General features: G+C 66.5%; 14 protein-coding genes. 10 read left to right on the top strand and 4 right to left on the bottom strand.

Annotated elements, in window-relative coordinates:
* Positions 1-10: 10 nt before the first annotated feature.
* Positions 11-922 (bottom strand): LysR family transcriptional regulator, encoded by a 912-nt coding sequence (locus AC1VV3_RS15865; RefSeq protein ID WP_482962816.1) that lies wholly within the window; start codon positions 920-922, stop codon positions 11-13.
* Between the two features lie 79 nt (positions 923-1,001).
* Here AC1VV3_RS15865 and AC1VV3_RS15860 point away from each other — a divergent pair, with 79 nt between their 5' ends.
* From AC1VV3_RS15860 to AC1VV3_RS15830, 7 genes are all read left to right on the top strand, one after another.
* On the top strand, positions 1,002-1,841 hold the full coding sequence (locus tag AC1VV3_RS15860) for an SDR family NAD(P)-dependent oxidoreductase (RefSeq protein WP_482962815.1): 840 nt from the start codon (positions 1,002-1,004) through the stop codon (positions 1,839-1,841).
* Between the two features lie 10 nt (positions 1,842-1,851).
* Positions 1,852-2,376 carry a nuclear transport factor 2 family protein gene (locus tag AC1VV3_RS15855; protein ID WP_482962814.1) on the top strand — a complete coding sequence of 175 codons (525 nt, stop codon included), beginning with the start codon at positions 1,852-1,854 and terminating at the stop codon, positions 2,374-2,376.
* A gap of 63 nt (positions 2,377-2,439) precedes the next feature.
* Positions 2,440-3,435: an alcohol dehydrogenase catalytic domain-containing protein gene (locus AC1VV3_RS15850; protein WP_482962813.1), complete on the top strand. Its 996-nt coding sequence runs from the start codon at positions 2,440-2,442 to the stop codon at positions 3,433-3,435.
* A gap of 302 nt (positions 3,436-3,737) precedes the next feature.
* On the top strand, positions 3,738-4,253 hold the full coding sequence (locus AC1VV3_RS15845; protein ID WP_442046049.1) for a hypothetical protein: 516 nt from the start codon (positions 3,738-3,740) through the stop codon (positions 4,251-4,253).
* Between the two features lie 88 nt (positions 4,254-4,341).
* The gene (locus AC1VV3_RS15840; protein WP_132266913.1) at positions 4,342-4,836 is read left to right on the top strand and encodes a hypothetical protein; all 495 of its coding nucleotides are present in this window, start codon (positions 4,342-4,344) and stop codon (positions 4,834-4,836) included.
* A 10-nt stretch (positions 4,837-4,846) separates the two neighbouring features.
* A complete protein-coding gene (locus AC1VV3_RS15835; protein ID WP_132266914.1) occupies positions 4,847-7,351 on the top strand; it encodes a TcfC E-set like domain-containing protein in 2,505 nt (834 codons plus the stop codon).
* Positions 7,348-8,073 (top strand): fimbrial biogenesis chaperone, encoded by a 726-nt coding sequence (locus tag AC1VV3_RS15830; RefSeq protein WP_482962812.1) that lies wholly within the window; start codon positions 7,348-7,350, stop codon positions 8,071-8,073. The genes AC1VV3_RS15835 and AC1VV3_RS15830 overlap by 4 nt, the downstream gene beginning before the upstream one ends.
* Positions 8,074-8,176: 103 nt before the next feature.
* Here AC1VV3_RS15830 and AC1VV3_RS15825 read toward each other — a convergent pair whose 3' ends face one another.
* Positions 8,177-10,870 carry a TonB-dependent receptor domain-containing protein gene (locus tag AC1VV3_RS15825; protein ID WP_482962811.1) on the bottom strand — a complete coding sequence of 898 codons (2,694 nt, stop codon included), beginning with the start codon at positions 10,868-10,870 and terminating at the stop codon, positions 8,177-8,179.
* A gap of 76 nt (positions 10,871-10,946) precedes the next feature.
* A complete protein-coding gene (locus AC1VV3_RS15820) occupies positions 10,947-12,581 on the bottom strand; it encodes a serine hydrolase domain-containing protein (RefSeq protein WP_482962810.1) in 1,635 nt (544 codons plus the stop codon).
* Between the two features lie 258 nt (positions 12,582-12,839).
* On the opposite strand from AC1VV3_RS15820, the gene AC1VV3_RS15815 reads away from it, so the two are divergent.
* The 3 genes from AC1VV3_RS15815 (at position 12,840) to AC1VV3_RS15805 (ending at position 16,561) form a co-directional block, all read left to right on the top strand.
* Entirely contained in the window at positions 12,840-13,505 is a 666-nt protein-coding gene (locus AC1VV3_RS15815; RefSeq protein ID WP_132266921.1) for a response regulator transcription factor, read from the top strand.
* A 31-nt stretch (positions 13,506-13,536) separates the two neighbouring features.
* Positions 13,537-15,045 (top strand): sensor histidine kinase, encoded by a 1,509-nt coding sequence (locus AC1VV3_RS15810; RefSeq protein WP_482962809.1) that lies wholly within the window; start codon positions 13,537-13,539, stop codon positions 15,043-15,045.
* Positions 15,046-15,145: 100 nt separating this feature from the next.
* Complete coding sequence (locus tag AC1VV3_RS15805) at positions 15,146-16,561, top strand: CapA family protein (protein ID WP_482962808.1); 1,416 nt, start codon at positions 15,146-15,148, stop codon at positions 16,559-16,561.
* Between the two features lie 68 nt (positions 16,562-16,629).
* On the opposite strand, the gene AC1VV3_RS15800 is transcribed toward AC1VV3_RS15805, so the two are convergent.
* Positions 16,630-17,541: an alpha/beta hydrolase gene (locus tag AC1VV3_RS15800; RefSeq protein ID WP_482962807.1), complete on the bottom strand. Its 912-nt coding sequence runs from the start codon at positions 17,539-17,541 to the stop codon at positions 16,630-16,632.
* Positions 17,542-17,684: the final 143 nt, after the last annotated feature.

Raw genomic sequence — 17,684 nt, 5'->3', positions numbered from 1 at the left:
AGGCCCTGCCCTAAACCAGCGCCAGCTTCTCGCGCAGGATTCGGGCAATGGCGGCATCGATCATCGCGCGCTTGCTGCCGAAGATCTGGCTGTCCTTGCGGGTGCAGAGCGAAATCCTCAGCGTGAACAGGGGATCGTCGATCCGTTGCACGCGCATATTCCCGTCCTGCGCGCCGATGTAGGCCAGCGGCAGCAGGGCGTGGCCCATTCCGGAGAGTGCCAGATCCTTAATAAGCCGCGTGCAGTCCGCCTCGAACGCGATCCGGGGCTGCACGCGCGTTCGCATCGCGGCATCGTCTATGGCCGGGCGCATGCCCATATGGTGGGAAGGCACGATCAGGGGGAACGCGAAGGCCGCATCCGGGCTCAGAAGCGTGTCCGGCGCCTGCGACCCGAGTTCGGAGGCCGCGCTTGCGCCGAACAGGCAGAACGGCAGATCGGCCAGCGGATCGACCACCAATTGCTCGCTCTGGGAGGGCTGCTCCAGCACGGCCAGGTCGATCATCCCGCGCCGAAGCCAATCCTCCAGGCTGCCCGTCGGCCCTTCGCTCAGCCGGAAACGGACTCTCGGGAAAGTCGCGTGAAGTTCCTCGGCCAGCGGCCGCGCAATCAGATCGGCAATGCCCGGCGTCAGGCCGAGCGCCACGTTGCCGTCGATCTGCGAAGGGAGCGCGCGCATGTTCTGGATGGCCAGCTCCAGTTCGCGCAGCGGCCCGGCAACGGCGGTTCGCAGCTGCGCGCCCTCGCTCGTCAGGCGCATGCCGCGCGGCGTTCTGGCGAACAGCGCGACGCCCAGTTCCTCCTCAAGCAAGCGCATCTGCCTGCTCAGGGCCGATTGCGCGATATTGAGAACCCCTGCCGCGCGGGTCAGCGAGGCATCTTCGGCGACCCGCACGAAGTAGCTCAGGCGGCGCATTTCCATATGACGACCTATCTCATTCTGCGATGACAGGAGCACGTAAATTGAAATGGATGCATGGGTACAGCCATTTTATGTCCCCATGAAACAACACGAGGGGGAGCGGCCTGCCATGGCATTTACCGAGAAGTACGGCCCTTGGGCGCTGATCGCCGGTGCATCCGAAGGAACCGGGGCGGCTTTCGCCCGCGAACTGGCGGCGCGCGGTCTCAACCTGGTGCTGATCGCCCGAAGGCGCGCCCCGCTTGAGGCGCTTGCCCATGAATTGACGGCGACGCACGGCATCGAATGCACCGCCGAAACGATCGATCTGGCCTCCGACAGTGCCGCCGAACAGCTCAAGACTGTCAGCGCAGGGCGGGAAATCGGCCTGTTCGTCAGCAATGCCGGTGCCGATCCCAACAGTTCCAGCTTTCTCTCGAACGATCCGCAGGCCTGGCTCGATCTCGTGAAGCGCAATGTCGTGACGACGATGCTGGCCTGCCATCATTTCGCGGGGGCGATGAGGACCCGAAAGCGCGGAGGGATCATCCTGGTCGGCTCCGGGGCCTGCTACGGCGGCGCACGGGGGCTTGGTGTCTATTCCGGCACGAAAGCGTTCGACTTGTGCTTCGGGGAGGGCCTCTGGGCCGAATTGCGCGGGCACGGCGTCGATGTGCTGAACCTCTTGCTCGGCCGCACCGATACGCCGGAGCTGCGGCGCCTGCTGGAGAGCCGCGGCGCGCCCGTCCCCGCCGGCCTCGCCTCGCCCGAAGACGTCGCGCGGGTGGGGCTTGAGCGCTTGCCTCATGGCCCCGTCCATAACTGGGGGCTGGCCGATGACGAGCAGGGCTACGCGCCCCAATCGGCGGCAGCGCGGCGCGAGCGCATCCTGATGATCGAGAAGGCCATGGCGGACATGGCCGGGAGCACACGAAATTGAGGTATTCGGCATGGCGGGGCGCAATGATATCCAGGCCCGCGACATTCAGGCCCTTCTGGACAAGCAGGCGATCACCGAACAGATCCATCGCTATTGCCGGGCCGTCGACCGGCTCGACATTCCGCTCGGGCATTCGGTCTGGCACGAGGATGCGACGGCCGAATACGGCGGCGGCTATTACAGCGGGCGCGGGCGGGATGTGATCGACAGGATCTGCGCCGATCACCGCAAACTGCTACGCCATTCGCACCAGATCGCGAACATCCTGATCGAACTGCGCGGCGACACCGCCGGCAGCGAGTCCTACGTCACCGCCACGCTTCAAGGCCTGCGCGGAGAGACGCCGTTCCAGATCACGACCTGCTCCCGCTACGTCGACCGCTGGTCGCGCCGCGATGGCCGCTGGGCGCTGGATCACCGCATGGCCATTCGCGATTTCGACGAGATGCGCGACATAGGCGGCCTCTCCGCCGACCCGCTGTCCCGGCGCGATGCAAACGATCCTTCCTACGCGGTGCTCCGCGCGCAGCCCTGATCCGAAAGGCCCCGTCCCATGCGAGCCGCTTACATTCAGAAAGGCCTGGTCCGCCTTGGCGACATGCCCGACCCCGTCCCCGGCAAAGGCCAGGCCCTGGTGCGAACGCATAGCTGCGGAATGTGTGCGTCCGACGCGCACTTCCTCCACGCCGGCGAGACGATCATCGCCCTGTCCCGGTCGCACGGCGGGCCTTACGCCGGTCTCGATTTCGCGCGGCCCTTCGTGCCCGGGCACGAATATGTCGGCGAAGTCATCGATTACGGTCCCGGCAGTGCGTGCAAGGTGAAGCCCGGGCGGAAGGTCACCTCCATCCCGATCATGCGGCAGTCGGGCGCCCATGCCATCGTCGGCTTCAGCCACGACTGCCCTGGCGGTTTTGGAGAATACATGCTCCTCGATGAGGACATGATGCTGGAAGTGCCGTCGGATCTGGACGACGATCTTGCGGCCCTCACCGAACCGCTCGCCGTGGGGCTGGAGCATGCGCGGCGCGGGCGGCCGACGAAGGACGATGTCGCCTTGGTGCTGGGCTGCGGGGCGATCGGCCTGGGCGTCATCGCCGGGCTGGAGCTTCTGGGCATCGCGCCCGTCGTTGCCGCCGACTTCCATCAGGATCGCCGCGACCTTGCCATCGCCATGGGCGCGGAAATCGCCGTCGATCCGCGCGAGATCTCTCCTTATGCGCCGCTGCCGGATCTTGGCGGCCGGCGCGTGAACCTGGTCTACGAGAACGTGGGCATGCCGGGCATGCTGCAGCAGATCGTCTCTTCCGTCGGGTTCGATGCGCGCATCGTCATGGGCGGCTACTGCATGGAGCCGGAACAGCTGCTGGTCTTCGCGGCCCAGAACAAGCGGCTCAACATCCAGTTCGCAGGGGGTGAGGAGCCGCAGGACATGCAGCTTGCCCTGCGCGCGATCGCCGATGGGCGCATCGATGTGCGTCCCTGGCTTGGAGAACGGATCGGCATCGCCGGAGTGGCGCAGGCCATGGCGGACATGTCCGGCCCATCGGCACCGATCCGCACCATCGTCGATCCGCGCCTTACGCAGGGTTGACGAGCCACAGTCGCAGCCGTCCCGCGTGGGCCCGCGGCACCCCCGCCAGATTATCGAATGAACAGATTTTCGTCATTATTAATGATGGAACTGGATCGGTGCAAAATTACAGCCGGTCTGACATCCAATATATTCGGGATCTCTATGGCACTGAACGAATTTATTGAGTTAGATAGGTGGTCTTCAACGACCGCAATCGAAGTCATATTGGATCATATCCATCTTCGGTGGTCCTGATAGGATTGAAGGCCATGAATGTGATTAACAACAATCGCTTGCGCCGTTCCTTAATGATCTTTGCCATGATGGGCTCTATTCTTCCTGTCGCCTCTGCCCATGCGGCAACACAGGGCGCGCTGGGAACGACATCCACCGGCACCGTCACCATCAACGCCACCATCGCCGGGCTGGTGCAGATCTCGAACCTGACCGACATCACATTCAGCGCGCTGACGGGTGCCGCCGACGCGCAGCAGACCGAAAACGTCTGCGTGTGGAGCAATACTTCCAGCAAGAGCTATACGATCAGGGCCACCGGCAATGGCACGACTGGCGCCTTCACACTCGCCAGCGGCACTAACGCGCCCGTGCCCTACACCGTCGCCTGGGCCAATTCGGCTAGCGCAACTTCGGGCACCGGGCTGACGACCAATGTCACGTCCGCCGCCTTCACCAGCACGGCGGTCACCCCGCTCTGCGCCGCCGGCGCCAGCCCGACCGCGAAGCTCTTCGTGACCATCCTTGCCACCGACCAGAACTCCATGATCGCGAATGCGGCTTACACCGGCGTACTGACCCTGCTGGTGACGCCGCAGTAAGGCGCGCTCACCAGGGCCTGCCGCTTCGGCACATCGGGTCCCGCCCGATGCGGAAGCGGCAGCGGCCTCTCCAAGGGAAGGACCGTTCATGGCTTCGTCGATGGGGCGGGCGGCAGGCTGCGCTCTTGCGCTGACCGGCCTGCTCCTGCCTGTCTCCCAGGTGCAGGCGCAGCAATTCCAGATCAATGCGCTGAGCGATGTCTCCTTCGGCACGCTTTCGTCCCTGACGGCGAGCCCGGCGATTTCGCAGACGGTGTGCGTCTATGCCAGCCTTTCGCGATATACGATCAGGGCCACCGGATCGGGCGCGAGCAATGCCTTCACGCTGGCAAATACCGCCAATGGCGCGGCCCTGCTGGCCTATACCGTGCAATGGTCCTTTTCCGGAGGGCAGACGAGCGGCATGGCCATGACATCCGGCCAGCCCCTCACCTCGCCCAACGGGATCAACATTCTCTGTTCGCTGGGCGGCCTGCTGGCGAGCAGTGCCAGTCTCATCGTCTCCCTGCCCGCCGCCAGTCTGAGTGCCGCCCAGGCCGGAACCTATACCGGAACGCTGACGCTCATGGTGTCGCCGAACTGACCGGCGAGGCATGGCGCGGGCACGCTTCCTCGTCGCTCTGGGCGGCATGGCCATCACCGGCGCGGGAGCGATCGCAAGCCCGGCCGCGGCCGCCCCCGCCCTCAAGGTGGACGCGCCGCCCGGCTTCGAGGACCTGACCGGTCCGCAGCAGGTGGTGCTCGATGTCTACATGGGCGGCGTGCGGATAGGCGAGGCCGTGGCGGTGGTGCAGCCCGGCCATTTCCGCTTCGTGGACGCGCAGAAGCTGGTGGAGAGCCTGCCCGACATCAGCGACCGCCCCCGGCTGACGGCCGCCCTTGGCGCGCCCGACCTCGATCCCCATCCCGAGGCGATCTGCCCGGTGGAGAGTTCCAGCCCCTGCCCCCGGCCCAAGCCGGACGTCGTTGCCATCGTCTTCGATCCCGCGCGCTACCGGGTGGATATAATCGTCGCCCCGCGCTTCCTCTCGGTTCAGGCGGCGGTGCGGATGCAGAACCTGCCGCCCCCCGCCGACACGCCCGCGCTGGTCAACTTCATATCGGGAACGATCACCGGCGCGCGCGGGCAAGCAGCCGAGTATTACCTTCAGGACACCGCCGTCATCGGGATCGGCACGGGCCGCATCCGCGCCAGCTTCCAGCAGGCGAGCTATTCCGGGTTCCAGACCGACACGCTGGCCGGCGAACTCGACCGTCCCGGACTGCGCTATACCGCGGGCGCCTTCTGGATTCCGGGAGACACTCTGCTGGACCGCGTCAAGATGGTCGGCCTTGGCCTCGCCACGCAGTTCAACACCAGGCTGGATCGCGACCAATTGATGGGCAGCCCGCTGATCCTGTTCCTCGATCAGCGCGCGCGGGTGGATATTCTGGTGAACGGGCGCATCATGGCATCGCAGATGTACGATGCGGGGAACCAGGCCCTCGATACGTCCGCACTGCCGGAAGGCTCTTACACGGTGATCCTGCGGATTACCTCGGCTTCGGGCGCGACGCGCGACGAGCAGCGCTTCTTCTCGCGCAGCAGCACATTGCCGATGACGGGGCATGACGCGTTCTTCCTTTATGCGGGCGCGCTGGTGCGCAACAACCGGGGCCTGATCGGAGACATCACCCATACGCCGCTGTTCCAGGGAGGCTGGGCGCGGCGCATCTCGCCCGCTCTGGCCGTCAACCTGGGCGTGATCGGCACTGACAAGCGCCAATGGGGCGCGGCGGGCGCCACGGTGCTCCAGGGCGACTGGCAACTGGACGCTTCGGTCCATGTCTCGAACAGCGGCGGCCTGGGGCTTTACGGCCACATTTCGCGCACAAGCGCGGGGCGGCTCAGTCTCGACCTCGACGCCCGCCATATCGCAAACCCGGGCGGAGGGCCGCTGCTGGCGACCACCGACCTGGTCCTGCCGGCACCGGGCGGCCTTGAATATGCCCCTTATTCGGGCGCCTACACCCAGTTCAGCGGCGCGGTGGGCTATCGCATCGGGCAGGGGCGACTGTCCCTTGTCGGCACCTACCGCCGGCAGGAGGCCAGCCGCGACTATTCGTTGGGCCCGGCCCTCTATCTCCCGCTGAAGCGCTGGCGCTCGGCATCGCTCGATTTCAACGGGAACTACACCTTCACGAGCCTGGGGCGGCAGGCCTACGTCGGGTTGAACCTGATCGTCACCCGCCCCCGCACCAGCTACACGGTGACCGGCGCCGGCCAGGTCGGTCCGGGCAACGAGGGCCTGCGCGACGGGCTACAGGGCGGCATCAACGTCTCGCGCCGGTTCGACGACGTGGCGGGCGCGGAAGTCCAGGCCGACGGCGGCGTGCAGCACGCCAACGGCCTTACTTACGCCCAGGCGCAAGTCCAGGCCCGCAGCGATGTGGGCGGGGGCAACGTCAATCTGGTCCAGCCCTTCTCCGGCGGCGCAACCCAGTACGCCGCATCGCTGAACACCGCGCTGGTCGTGGGCCAGGGCGGCGTCCGCTTCAACGAAGGCAGGAACGGCGATGCCATGGTGGTCGTCCACATCGACGACGGCGATGCCGACGCCTTCTTCGAGGTGCTGGTGGACAACCGGGTGATGGGAACCGCGCGAGGCGGCAAGGACCTCACCGTGACCCTGCCCTCCTACCGTGCCTATGCCGTGCGCGTTCGTGCCAAGGGCCAGGTTCTTAGCGATTACGACGCGAAGGCGCGGCAAGTGAGCCTCTACCCCGGCAATGTCGTTCAACTCGTCTGGCGCGCAAGGCCGGTCGCGGCAGTGTTCGGGCGACTGGTGCGCGCCGACGGCCAGCCGATCGTCCAGGCCGAGATCGCCGCCGGCGGCGACCTGGCCCAAAGCGACGAGCGGGGCCATTTCCTTATCCAGACCAGCCGGGGCGCGACCCTGATCGTCCGCAGCCGCGACGGCTCGGTCTGCAAGGTCGCCCTGGACGCCCTCGATCCCGTCGACGGCTATGCCGCCGTCGGCGACCTCATCTGCCAGCCGGTCGCGCGGTTGGCCGCCGATTCCGATTCTCCGCCCAGCCAAACCAAGGTCGAACCATGATGATGCCTGCTCCCAGCCTTTCGCAACCGCAGTTGCTGCGCCGCATCGCGATCCGGGCCGCCCTGCCCCTTGCCGCCATGGCCGGCGCGGTTCCCGCAGAGGCGGGCATCGCCTTGAGCAAGGTGATCGTGGACCTGCCCGCCGACACCCCGCCGCGCGACGACATAGAAGTGAGCAACGACAGCAACGAGCGCCAATATGTGCTGGCCGAGCCTGCCGTGATCCAGGCTCCGGGCACGCCCCAGGAAAAGCGCGTGGATTCCGCCGACCCCGCCGTGACGGGCCTGCTGGTCACGCCGCAGAAACTGGTGCTGGAACCCGGCGAGCGCAAGCTGGTGCGGGTAGCGCTGGTGGCGCCGCGCGGCGGCGACGAGCGGGTCTACCGCCTGGCGATCAAGCCGGTGGCCGGAACGATATCGGCAGAACAGAGCGCCCTGAAGGTCTTCATCGGCTACGACGTGCTGATTATCGTCCGGCCGGCAGTGGCCACCGGCAAAGTCACGGCCACGCGAACGGCCAGGGCGATCACGTTCCACAATGGCTCGAATGCCAGCGTGGAGATGTCTGAAGGCCGGCAATGCGACGCGGCGGGCAGGAACTGCGCATCGCTGCCTGCCATGCGTCTCTACGCGAACGCCGACTGGACCGTCCCCATAGAGCGCGACACCCCGGTGGAATACCGGCTCCAGACCGGCAAATCGTCGACGACCGACAAGTTCTGAACCACCGCTGCCGTTCTGCCCGCGGCGGCGGCTGTCGGCCTTTTGCGGATACGGAAATGGCGGCCCCGAGGGACCGCCATTCCTTGCGCTTCGTCCGGTTGGCTCAGAAGCGAACCTTGGCGCCCATCGTGAAGTAGCGGCCGATGGTGTCGTAGTGGATCGCGCCGTACGTGGTCAGCGGCGGATCGCGGTCGAACAGGTTGTTGACGTTGGCGAAGATCGTGAACTTGTCGACGTTCACTTGCGCGCCAAGATCCACGTAGACGCGGGCCGAGATGTCGTTGTTGGCGATGTCCAGCGCATGGTTGAACTTGCCGCCGCCGACATAGCGCACGCGGGTGTCGAGCGAGAAGGTATCGCTCGTATACGTGACGATGCCGCTGGCGCGCCAGTGCGGCGTGCCGAAGCTGACGTTGTCGCCCACGTCACCCGCGCGGTCCACGGTGGTGGTGCCATCGTTGATCAGCACCTTGGGCACGTAAGTCGCCAGGCCGCGCAGGCGCAGGTTGCCGCCCAGGTTGGAGGCGATCGTGCTCATCGGGAACTGGTACGTGGCCTCGATGTCCACGCCCTTGGTCTTGTACTCTGCCAGGTTGATGTAGGTCGTGTAGATCGTGGTCGGCGCACCGGAGCTGTCGCGCACGATTTGGCTGCAGAGCGAGGTGTTGCCGTTGTTGCATCCCGTGACGATGTCCTGCGCGCCCAGCGAGGTGATCGCATCGCGCAGCTTGATGTCGTAGTAATCGACCGAGAGGTTGAAGCCGCGCAGGAAGGTGGGCGTGAACACCGCGCCCAGGGTCAGCGTGCTGCCGATCTCGGGCTTCAGGTTCGCATTGCCGCCGCCGAAGCGAGTGACAGAATAGGTGTTGCCGTTCTCCGCCACGGTCGAGAAGCTGGTCGTGGTGGTGGTGAACAGTTCGCTGAGGCTGCCCGAACGGATGTCGCGCGAACGCGAGACGCGCAGCAGCAGGTTGTCGAAGATGCGGTCGGTCAGGCCCAGCTTCCACGACCAGATGCCGCCGCTGGTGCTGTAGTGGCTGTAGCGGGCGGCGCCGTTGACGTCGATCTTGCTGAAGGGCTTGTCGAGCAGCGGCACGGCCACTTCGCCGAAGGCTTCCTGCACATTGAACCCGCCATTCAGCGGCGAGAAGTTGAAGCGGCTGAAGCCCTTGGCGGCCGAGACGGCGTCAAGGCCGCTGGTCACCTGTTCCTCCCAGCGTGCCTCGGCGCCGACCGCGATCGAGACCGGGCCTGCCCAGGTCGAGAACGGATCGCCGCGCAGGCTGGCGCCGGTCGTGTCCAGCTTGGTGGTGTAGACCGCGCGCGCATCGTTGCCGAACACATAGTCGACCGCCGCCTGGCTGGCAGTGCCGGTGCCCAGGATGTTGAGCGGGGCGCAGGCGGTGGTGGGATCGGTCAGCGCCACGCGGCAGACGATGTTGCCGCTGGAATCGGTCACCGCGTCCAGCGCATTGGTCAGGTTCGCGCCGGTGATCTGGTTGTGGTAGCTCTGCATGTTGCGCATTTCGCCGTGGCTGTAATAGGCGCTGTAGCGCCACTTGCCGTCGGCGAAGCTGCCGTCCACGCCGATCGCGCCTTCCACGTTCTGGCGGTAGTAGTCGAAGGTGCGGTAGCCGTAGTCCTCGAACACGCGGCCGACCTTCAGGCTGGTTTCGCCCGCGGCGGCAAGCTGGCTGCGGATCGTGTCCGACACGTAGGGATTGCTGGCCGAGATCGTGTAAGTGCCGCTTTCCGCGTAGAATGGATAGCTGGCCCAGATGCGGCTGTAGCTGCCGTCTGCCCAGAACGTCGCGTCGCCCACTTCGAAGCTGGCGCGGGCGTAGGAATTCACGCGCTGGTAGGGGTTGGTGAGGGCGTATTCGTCATTGGTGGCAACGCCTTCGCCGCCGACCATGGTGGTGCCGCTGATCTGGCTGCCATACTGGAAGGCGCGCAAGCTGCCGTCCGCATTGAAGGTCTGGCCCTTGAGCGTGCCCGAAGTGATCAGGCCGCCGAGGCTGGTGTTGGAGGCGTTGACGTCGCGCACCAGGACATAGTCGTGATCGCCGCCCACGGGCGAAAACAGGTTCGAGCTGCCGACGTTCTTGCGCGAATTGCGGTCGAGGATGCCTTCGTCGTTCTGGTATTCGGCGCCGAACATGAAGTGGCCGCGGCCGTCCGCGAACTTGGTGCCGAAGGTGCCGTCGAAGCTGTAGCGATAGCCGTCGCCGCGCGTGGAAATGCCGTTCTGCGCGCCGATGGTCAGGCCCTCAAGCTCGTCGTCGAGGATGATGTTGACCACGCCGCCGATGGCGCCCGAACCCCATGCCGCCGACACGCCGCCGGTGACGACGTCCACGCGCTTCACCAGGCCCTGCGGAATGGTGTTGAGGTCGGCCGCGCCGGTGAAGCGGCGGTTGTTGAGCAAGGTCAGCGTGCGGGTCACGCCCAGGCCGCGAAGGTCCATGGCAGAAGCGCTGGAATTGGTGTTGGCCACCGTGCTGGCAGGCGTCTGCGTGGCGCGAAACTGCGGAAGGTCGTTCAGCACTTGCGCCAGGCTGGGCCGGGCGCCCAGGCGCAGCTCGGTTTCGCCGACGACCGTGGTCGGCGTCGGCGCGTCGAAGCCCTTGCGGTCGATGCGCGATCCCGAGACGACGATGTCGGGGCCGCTCTCTTCGGCGGCGCCGACGGGCGCGGTATCCTGCGCCATTGCCAGCTGGGCAAAGGCCATGGTCAGGCCGAGGGCGGCGGTGCCGCCGCTTAGCAACTGGCGAAACTTCCGGTTGGTATCACGCATTTTCTTGGACCCCTTTTTGAGATTATCCGGCCGCCCCTGAGCGGCTTCTTTTTTGGTGAGTTTTCTGGGAACGGGCTCAGCCGTCGGTGCGGCGGAACTCGACATCGTAGGCACGGCTTTCGCCGAAGCGCAGGCTGGTGACCTTGCCGCCGGCATCGCGCTTGAACTTGACGGTCATGGATGAGGACTGCGGCAGCGCGTCGCCGGTGAAGACATCGGCATAAGCCGCGGTCAGCGGACGGCCCGACCAGCGCGGGCCGTCATAAACCAGCGTATCGCCCTGCTGGCGGAAAGTCAGGCAGCCGCCGGTATCGACGCCGCAGAAGCGGCCTGCGTAGTCCTTGGGATCGAAGGCGGAGACCTGCTCGACCTTGCGGTAGGCGATGCGCTCGCCCTCCCGGTTTTCGCGCACGAGGCCGCTCTTCGAGAAAGCAAACACATCCTCGCGCAGGGCCCAGCGGCCGGGGCCTACCGGCTCCAGCGTGCGGCCGTCAGCCGTGAGCTGGCCTTGCGCATCGGCGGCGAAGCGAACCGGGAAGCCGGTCATGCCGTCGGCATAGAGCCCGGTCGGCAGCGGGCCCTTCGGCGTGTAGGGCCTGGACTTGAAAGCGGGCAGGAAGACGTCCGCGACATCGCGGCCCAGCGTCGGCGTATCGGCATTGCCGCCGTTGCACAGCAGCGAGACTGCCAGCTTCTGCCTGGGATAACGGGCCATCCACGCGCGGTAGCCGCCGGTCGAGCCGGAGTGGCTGACTTCCTGCTCGCCGTGATGGTCGAGGTTCACCACGGCCAGGGCATAGGCGATGCGGGTTCCGTCGTTCAGCCGGGTCGGCTGCTGCATGGCCTCGGTGAAGCCCGGACCGAAGCGGTCATCATCCAGCGCGGCCTGCCACTTGACCAGATCGTCCACCGTGGTGAGCAAGCCGCCGTTGCCGTAGGCGTCCTCGATCACCTGGTCGTTGCGATAGACGCCGTTCTCGAATTCGTAGGCGCCGGTGCGGCCGGGGACCACTTCGCCATGGTCGTCGCGCCAGCGGGTGTGGCTCATGCCCAGCGGCACGAAAATGCGGTCGTGCGTGAAGTCCGCCAGCGACTGGCCGCTTACGCGCTGGACGATGATGGCCAGCAGGTTGAAGTTGCTGTTGCTGTAGAGGTAGTGCGCGCCGGGGGCGAAGTTCAGCTGCTTCTGGCGGACCAGAATGTCCAGCATGTCCTTGTTGTCCGCGGTGCGGCTGTTGCGCGGCCAGCCCTCGATCGCGGCGACGGAACCCCAGTCGCGCAGGCCGCTGGTGTGGTGCAGCAAGTGGCGGATGGTGATCGGTGCGCCGTAGTCCGGCATTTCGGGAACGTACTTGCGGATGTCGTCGTCAAGCGAGAGCTTGCCTTCGCGCGCCAGCATCAGCGTGGCAGCGGCGGTGAACTGCTTGGAATCCGATCCCGCCTCATAGATGGAATCCTGCTTTGCCGGGACGCCGAGTTCCAGGCTGGCCATGCCGTAGACACGCTGGGCAAGGATCTCGCTGCCGCGCGATACGGCAACCGCGCAGCCCGGCGTATCCTGATGCGCCCAGCGTGCGAAGATCGCGTCGACTTGCGCGATCTGGGCTTCGGTGGCCGCAGCGGGCGTGACCGGCGCAGGCGCCGCGTAAGCCGCACCGGCCATTCCAATCGCAGTCATCGCGCCGGCAATCGGCGTCAGGCTCAACTTCATGTCGCAAGATCCCTTTTCGATCCCGCAACCCGCGCTCCAGGGCCGATCGACCTCCGGCGCAGGCGGTGTTGCGTTCGATAGGGGCGCTAGACGGTCTCGCTGTCACGAACCTGACATGTGCGCCCAGCGTCAAGCTTTTGTGCAATCATTTGCAAGAACATGTCGCAAAGGCTTGGCATTTGTTATGCGTAGAGCCATGCATGGCGAAATTTCACATCCTTGGGGGAGGGAAACGGGTCGCTGTTCGGGGATTTTTTGATGCGTTTGCTGCTGGTTGAAGATGATGAGAGGCTGGCGCGCGGCGTCGCAGCCTCGCTGGAGGCTGCGGGCTTTTCGGTGGACCGCCTCGAAAACGGCGAGGATGCGCTGCAGATGGCCGGCGCAGAGCCCTATGCGGCGATCATCCTCGACCTCGGCCTGCCCGACCTCGACGGTCTGGACGTGCTCTCGCGCCTGCGCGCGCGGGGCGAGGTGACGCCGATCATCATCCTCACCGCCCGCGACATGGTGGACGATCGCATCAACGGTCTGGACCGCGGCGCGGACGACTACATGGCCAAGCCCTTCGACCCGCGCGAACTCGAATCGCGGATCCGTGCGCTGGTCCGGCGCAGTCAGGGCACGCCCGATCCGGTGCTCCGCATCGGTACGCTGGTGTTCGACCGGTCCAGCCGCACCGTCTCCCTCGACGACAGCGTGATCGACTTGCGCCGCCGCGAACTGGCCGTGCTGGAAACGCTGATGGGCCGCCCGGGGAAGGTCATCCCCAAGGAACGCCTTTCCGCCCAGGTCTTCGCCTTCGACGATGCGGTTACGCCCAATGCGCTGGAGGTCTACGTCGGCCGCCTTCGCCGCAAGCTCCAGCCCTCCGGCCCGGCGATCCGGACCGTGCGCGGGCTGGGCTACATGATCGAAGCGGCCTGAACCGCCGCCAGACCCACCGACGCCAGACCCCATGCTTCACGTTCGTTCCCCCCGCGCGCCGTCCCTTCGGGTGCGCCTGACCGGCGCGGTCATGCTGCCGCTCGCCGCGCTCGTGCTGTTCTTCGGCGTGGTGACGGTGCTGGTCACGCACAATACCGAGGCCGATACGGTCGACCGCGTACTGGTCGGCTCGGTCCGCACGCTCAGCCTGGCTTATGACAGTCCCCCGCAGGACCGCGTGCGGCTGGTCCCCCTGGCGATCCACCTGCTCAAGCGCCGCGCCCGGCCGGTGGTGCATTACAGCGTCTATCGCGGCGCCAGGGCGATCGCGGGTGACGCCGCCCTGCTGCCGCCCGCGGACTATGCACGCCAGTGGAACGGCGTGACCGATGCGCATGCCCCCGCCACCTTCTACAATGCCTACCGCGAGCACCGGCTGGTGCGGGGCTACCTGGAGCCGGCCGACGCGCAGGCCGTCACGCAGGCGGCCTATCTGCGCGACGGGACGCTGCGCGGAAAGCCGGTGCGGATCGCCACCGAGATCCGCCGCGCCGCGGGCGACGACGGCCTGATCGCCATCCAGATCGCGGACTATGTGGACGACCGCGCCGCCTTCGAGAAGAACTTCACCTTGCGCGTCTTCCTGGTGGGCCTTGCCGCGCTCGCCGTGACGGGGCTGCTGTTCTGGTGGGCGATCCACTGGGGCCTGCGCCCCCTGCTGGATATGACGCGGCAGGTCGAGCAGGCCCGGCAGGACGCATCGCCCTCCTTCCGGCTGCAGGCGTCGCAGACGGCGCCGGTGGAGATGCGGCCGTTCGTTGCCGCGTTCAACGGCTTGATGGCGCGCCTGGACCGGGCGGCGGATTCGCTGCGCCAGTTCACGTCGAACGCCTCTCACCAGATGCGCACCCCGCTTGCCGTCGCGCGCGTGCAGCTGGACGTGCTCGACCGCTACGGCCCGGAATCGCCGCAAGGGCAAGCCGCGCTTCAAGACATTCCCTATGCGATAGATTCACTGGAGCAATTGCTGCGCCAACTCATCGCGCTTGCCCGCAGCGAGGATCAGGAAGGTACGCTGCTCGAACCCTTCGACTTGTCGGAGGTGACGTCGTCGGTCACCGCGGATCGTGCCGCGTTGGCGCCGGCCAATATCGACATCAGCTACGAGGACGAGAGCGACGGCGCCGTCACCGCCATCGGCGAACCGCGCCTGGCTGCCGAACTGATCGGCAACCTGCTGGACAATGCGATTCGCTACAACCGGCCCGGCGGCGCAGTTTCGGTCCATCTCGGCCGGCGCGGGGAAAATGCCTTCGTCGAGATCGACGATACCGGGCCGGGCATTCCCGCCGAAGAACGCGAACGGGTATGGGAACGCTTCTACCGCGTGCGGGGGCAGAGTCAGGCTTCCGGCACGGGCCTCGGCCTGCCGATCGCCCGGGCCCTGGCCGAGCGGCTCGGCGCGCGAGTGACGCTGGGCGATGGCCGCACCGGGCAGGGCCTCTGTGCCAGAGTGGAATTTTCCGCCGCGGCGGCCTGACCCGGTTCCCCGACTTTGCGGGCGCGACAGGTTCGTGTCAGCCCAAGGCGATAACCCGGAAGGCCAGCCATTATCGGGCCAGTCCAAGGGGAATTCCGTCATGCCTATCCGCCACCGCGCCTTCCGCGCCCTGCTTGTCGCGGGCGCCGCTGCCTTCGCCGCCATCGCAATGCCTGCGTTCGCGGAGGAAGAAGAGGAAGGCGGCGCGCTGCCGGCCGTCACGACCGTCCCCAGCTCGCCCATCGCCGGCGACTTCACTTTCGCGGCCGTCGGCGATCTCATCTACTTGCGCCCGATGCTGGCGACGCTGGAGCGGCAGTCGCCCGACATGCTCCGCCTCCTGCGCGGCGCCGATGTGACTTTCGGCAATTTCGAGACGACCGCGCTCGATCTCAAGACGTTCAAGGGATCGCCGCAAGCCGAATCCGGCGGCACCTGGATGCTCGCGGACCCCAGAGTGCCGGCGGACGTGGCCGGCATGGGCATCGATATCGTCGGCCACGCCAACAACCATGCCACCGACTGGGGCGTGGAAGGCATGATCGACACGCTGGACCTGCTGGACAAGGCGCATGTCGTCCATGCCGGAACCGGCCGCTCGATGACCGCCGCGCGGGCGCCTGCCTACTTCGACGCCGGCCATGGCCGCATCGGCCTGGTTTCGGCGACCACCACCTTCACGCCGATGTCGCCAGCCGCCGATCCGCTGGGCCAGGTACCGGGACGCGGCGGCGCCAATACGATCCGCAGCACCGAAGTGGGGCTGGTGTCGCAGACCGACCTTGCCGTGATCGCCCGCCTTGCAGGAACGAAGGACGGCGCGCCGGTGAAGATGAAGGGCCGCGAATACCGCCTCGCCGCCGATGCCGTCTCGCCGATGAAGATCGAGTACGACCTCAACCCGAAGGACGTGGCCGGAAACCTGCTGGCGGTCCGGCAGGCCAAGGAGAACGGCAACTTCGCGGTGTTCTCCCTGCACAACCATGAACCCGGCAACGCCAGCAAGACGGCTGCCGGGTTCGCGCAAGGGCTGGCTCATCAGGCGATCGATGCCGGCGCGGATGTCTATGTCGGCCACGGCCCGCACCAGCTGCGCGGGATCGAGATCTACAAGGGCAAGCCGATCTTCTACTCGCTCGGCAACTTTGCGATGATGAACAACTCGCTCGATGACGTGCCGGCCGACATGTACGACCAGTTCGGCGTCACCCCCGGCGCCGTCACGACGCCCGAACTTCTCGCCGCGCGCAACGCCAAGGAATTCTCCGACCCCAACCTCTACGAGACGGTGATCGCCACTTCCCGCTACCACGACGGCCAGCTTGCCGAAGTGCGGCTCTACCCCGTCGACCTCGGCGTGAACGCCAGCGGCGCCGGGCGCGGTGTGCCGCACATGGCCGATGCGGCGACCGGCGCCCGCATCCTTGCCCGGCTGCAGACGCTCTCGCAGCCCTACGGCACGAAAATCGTCATCGAACGCGGTGTCGGTGTAATCCGGGTCGGCGCCTCGAACTGATCCGCATCGCCAAGGCGGGCTCCATGCGCTCTCAGGCGTCATGGGGCCGCCTCGGCGCAGGTGGTCCTTCAGTTGCCCGGCGCGGGCGTGAGAAAGCCCTGCATGGCCAGCCACGCGGTGAACTCATCCATCACAAGCGTCGTCGTGGTGTTCGGCTTGCCGATCCCAAACCCGTGGCTGCCCTGCTGATAGCCGTGAATTTCGACGGGCCGCTTCGCCGCCTGCCATGCCTGGGCAATGGGGAAGCCCATTGCAGGGAACAGAGGATCGTCCAGGGCGATCGCATCGAACAGGGGCGGTGCATCTGCAGGCACCTCGATCCTGGCCTGCGGGCCATAGATGTACCCGAAGAACGCCGGACGTTCGCCCACCCTGGCGGCGAGCACGGTCTGCAGCGAAGTCATCGCGCCGGCCGAAAACCCGATCATGCCCACCCTTGCAGGATCGACGCGCCACTTCGCGGCATTGTCCCGCACCATCTTCAGCGCGGCGAGGCCGTCCTCGGTGGCCTTGGGATTGCCGAGCACGGGCATCTTCGCAGGGTCCGGCATCCCCTCGCTCATCTTCTTCCAGACATATTTGCCGGCCTCCTGCTCGTCCTTCGGCGTCGGGAGCAGCCGATACTTGAGGACGAAGGCCGCGATGCCGCGATCGGCAAGAGCCTTGGCAACGTCCCAGCCCTCGTGAGACATGGAGAGCGCCATGAATGCACCGCCCGGTGCGACGATGACGGCAGCCCCCGTCGCCTTGGCCGGATCGGGAAGCACGGGGGTCAGCGTCGGCCGCGTGACATTGCGGACCGAATAGTCCTTCCCGAAATAGCGGGCCCAGACTTCGGTGCCGGTCGAACCCGGGGTCTTGGCGCCGTAGAGCGGGATGGCGCCCGGCTCTGCCGGTGCCTGGGCCGGCGCGGGCGCGGGATAATCCGCCGGCTGCGCATGAAGGCCCTGCGAAACCAGCATGCTCACGGCCGCGAGCATGCGAAAAGCGTTCCTTGCCGGCATCGGCCTCTCTCCCCTCTGTTCTGTCCTGGCGTTCGGATGACATGCACCGCAGACAGGGTCAAATAGCCAGATTTTGCGATGCCATAGCCCCTTTCTATAGGGGCGCCGCGCGCCCCTCG

This window comes from Novosphingobium sp. BL-S-34 (assembly GCF_056857015.1).
The sequence above is the reverse complement of the archived record's forward strand: the minus strand, read 5'-3'. Positions and strand labels throughout refer to the sequence as shown.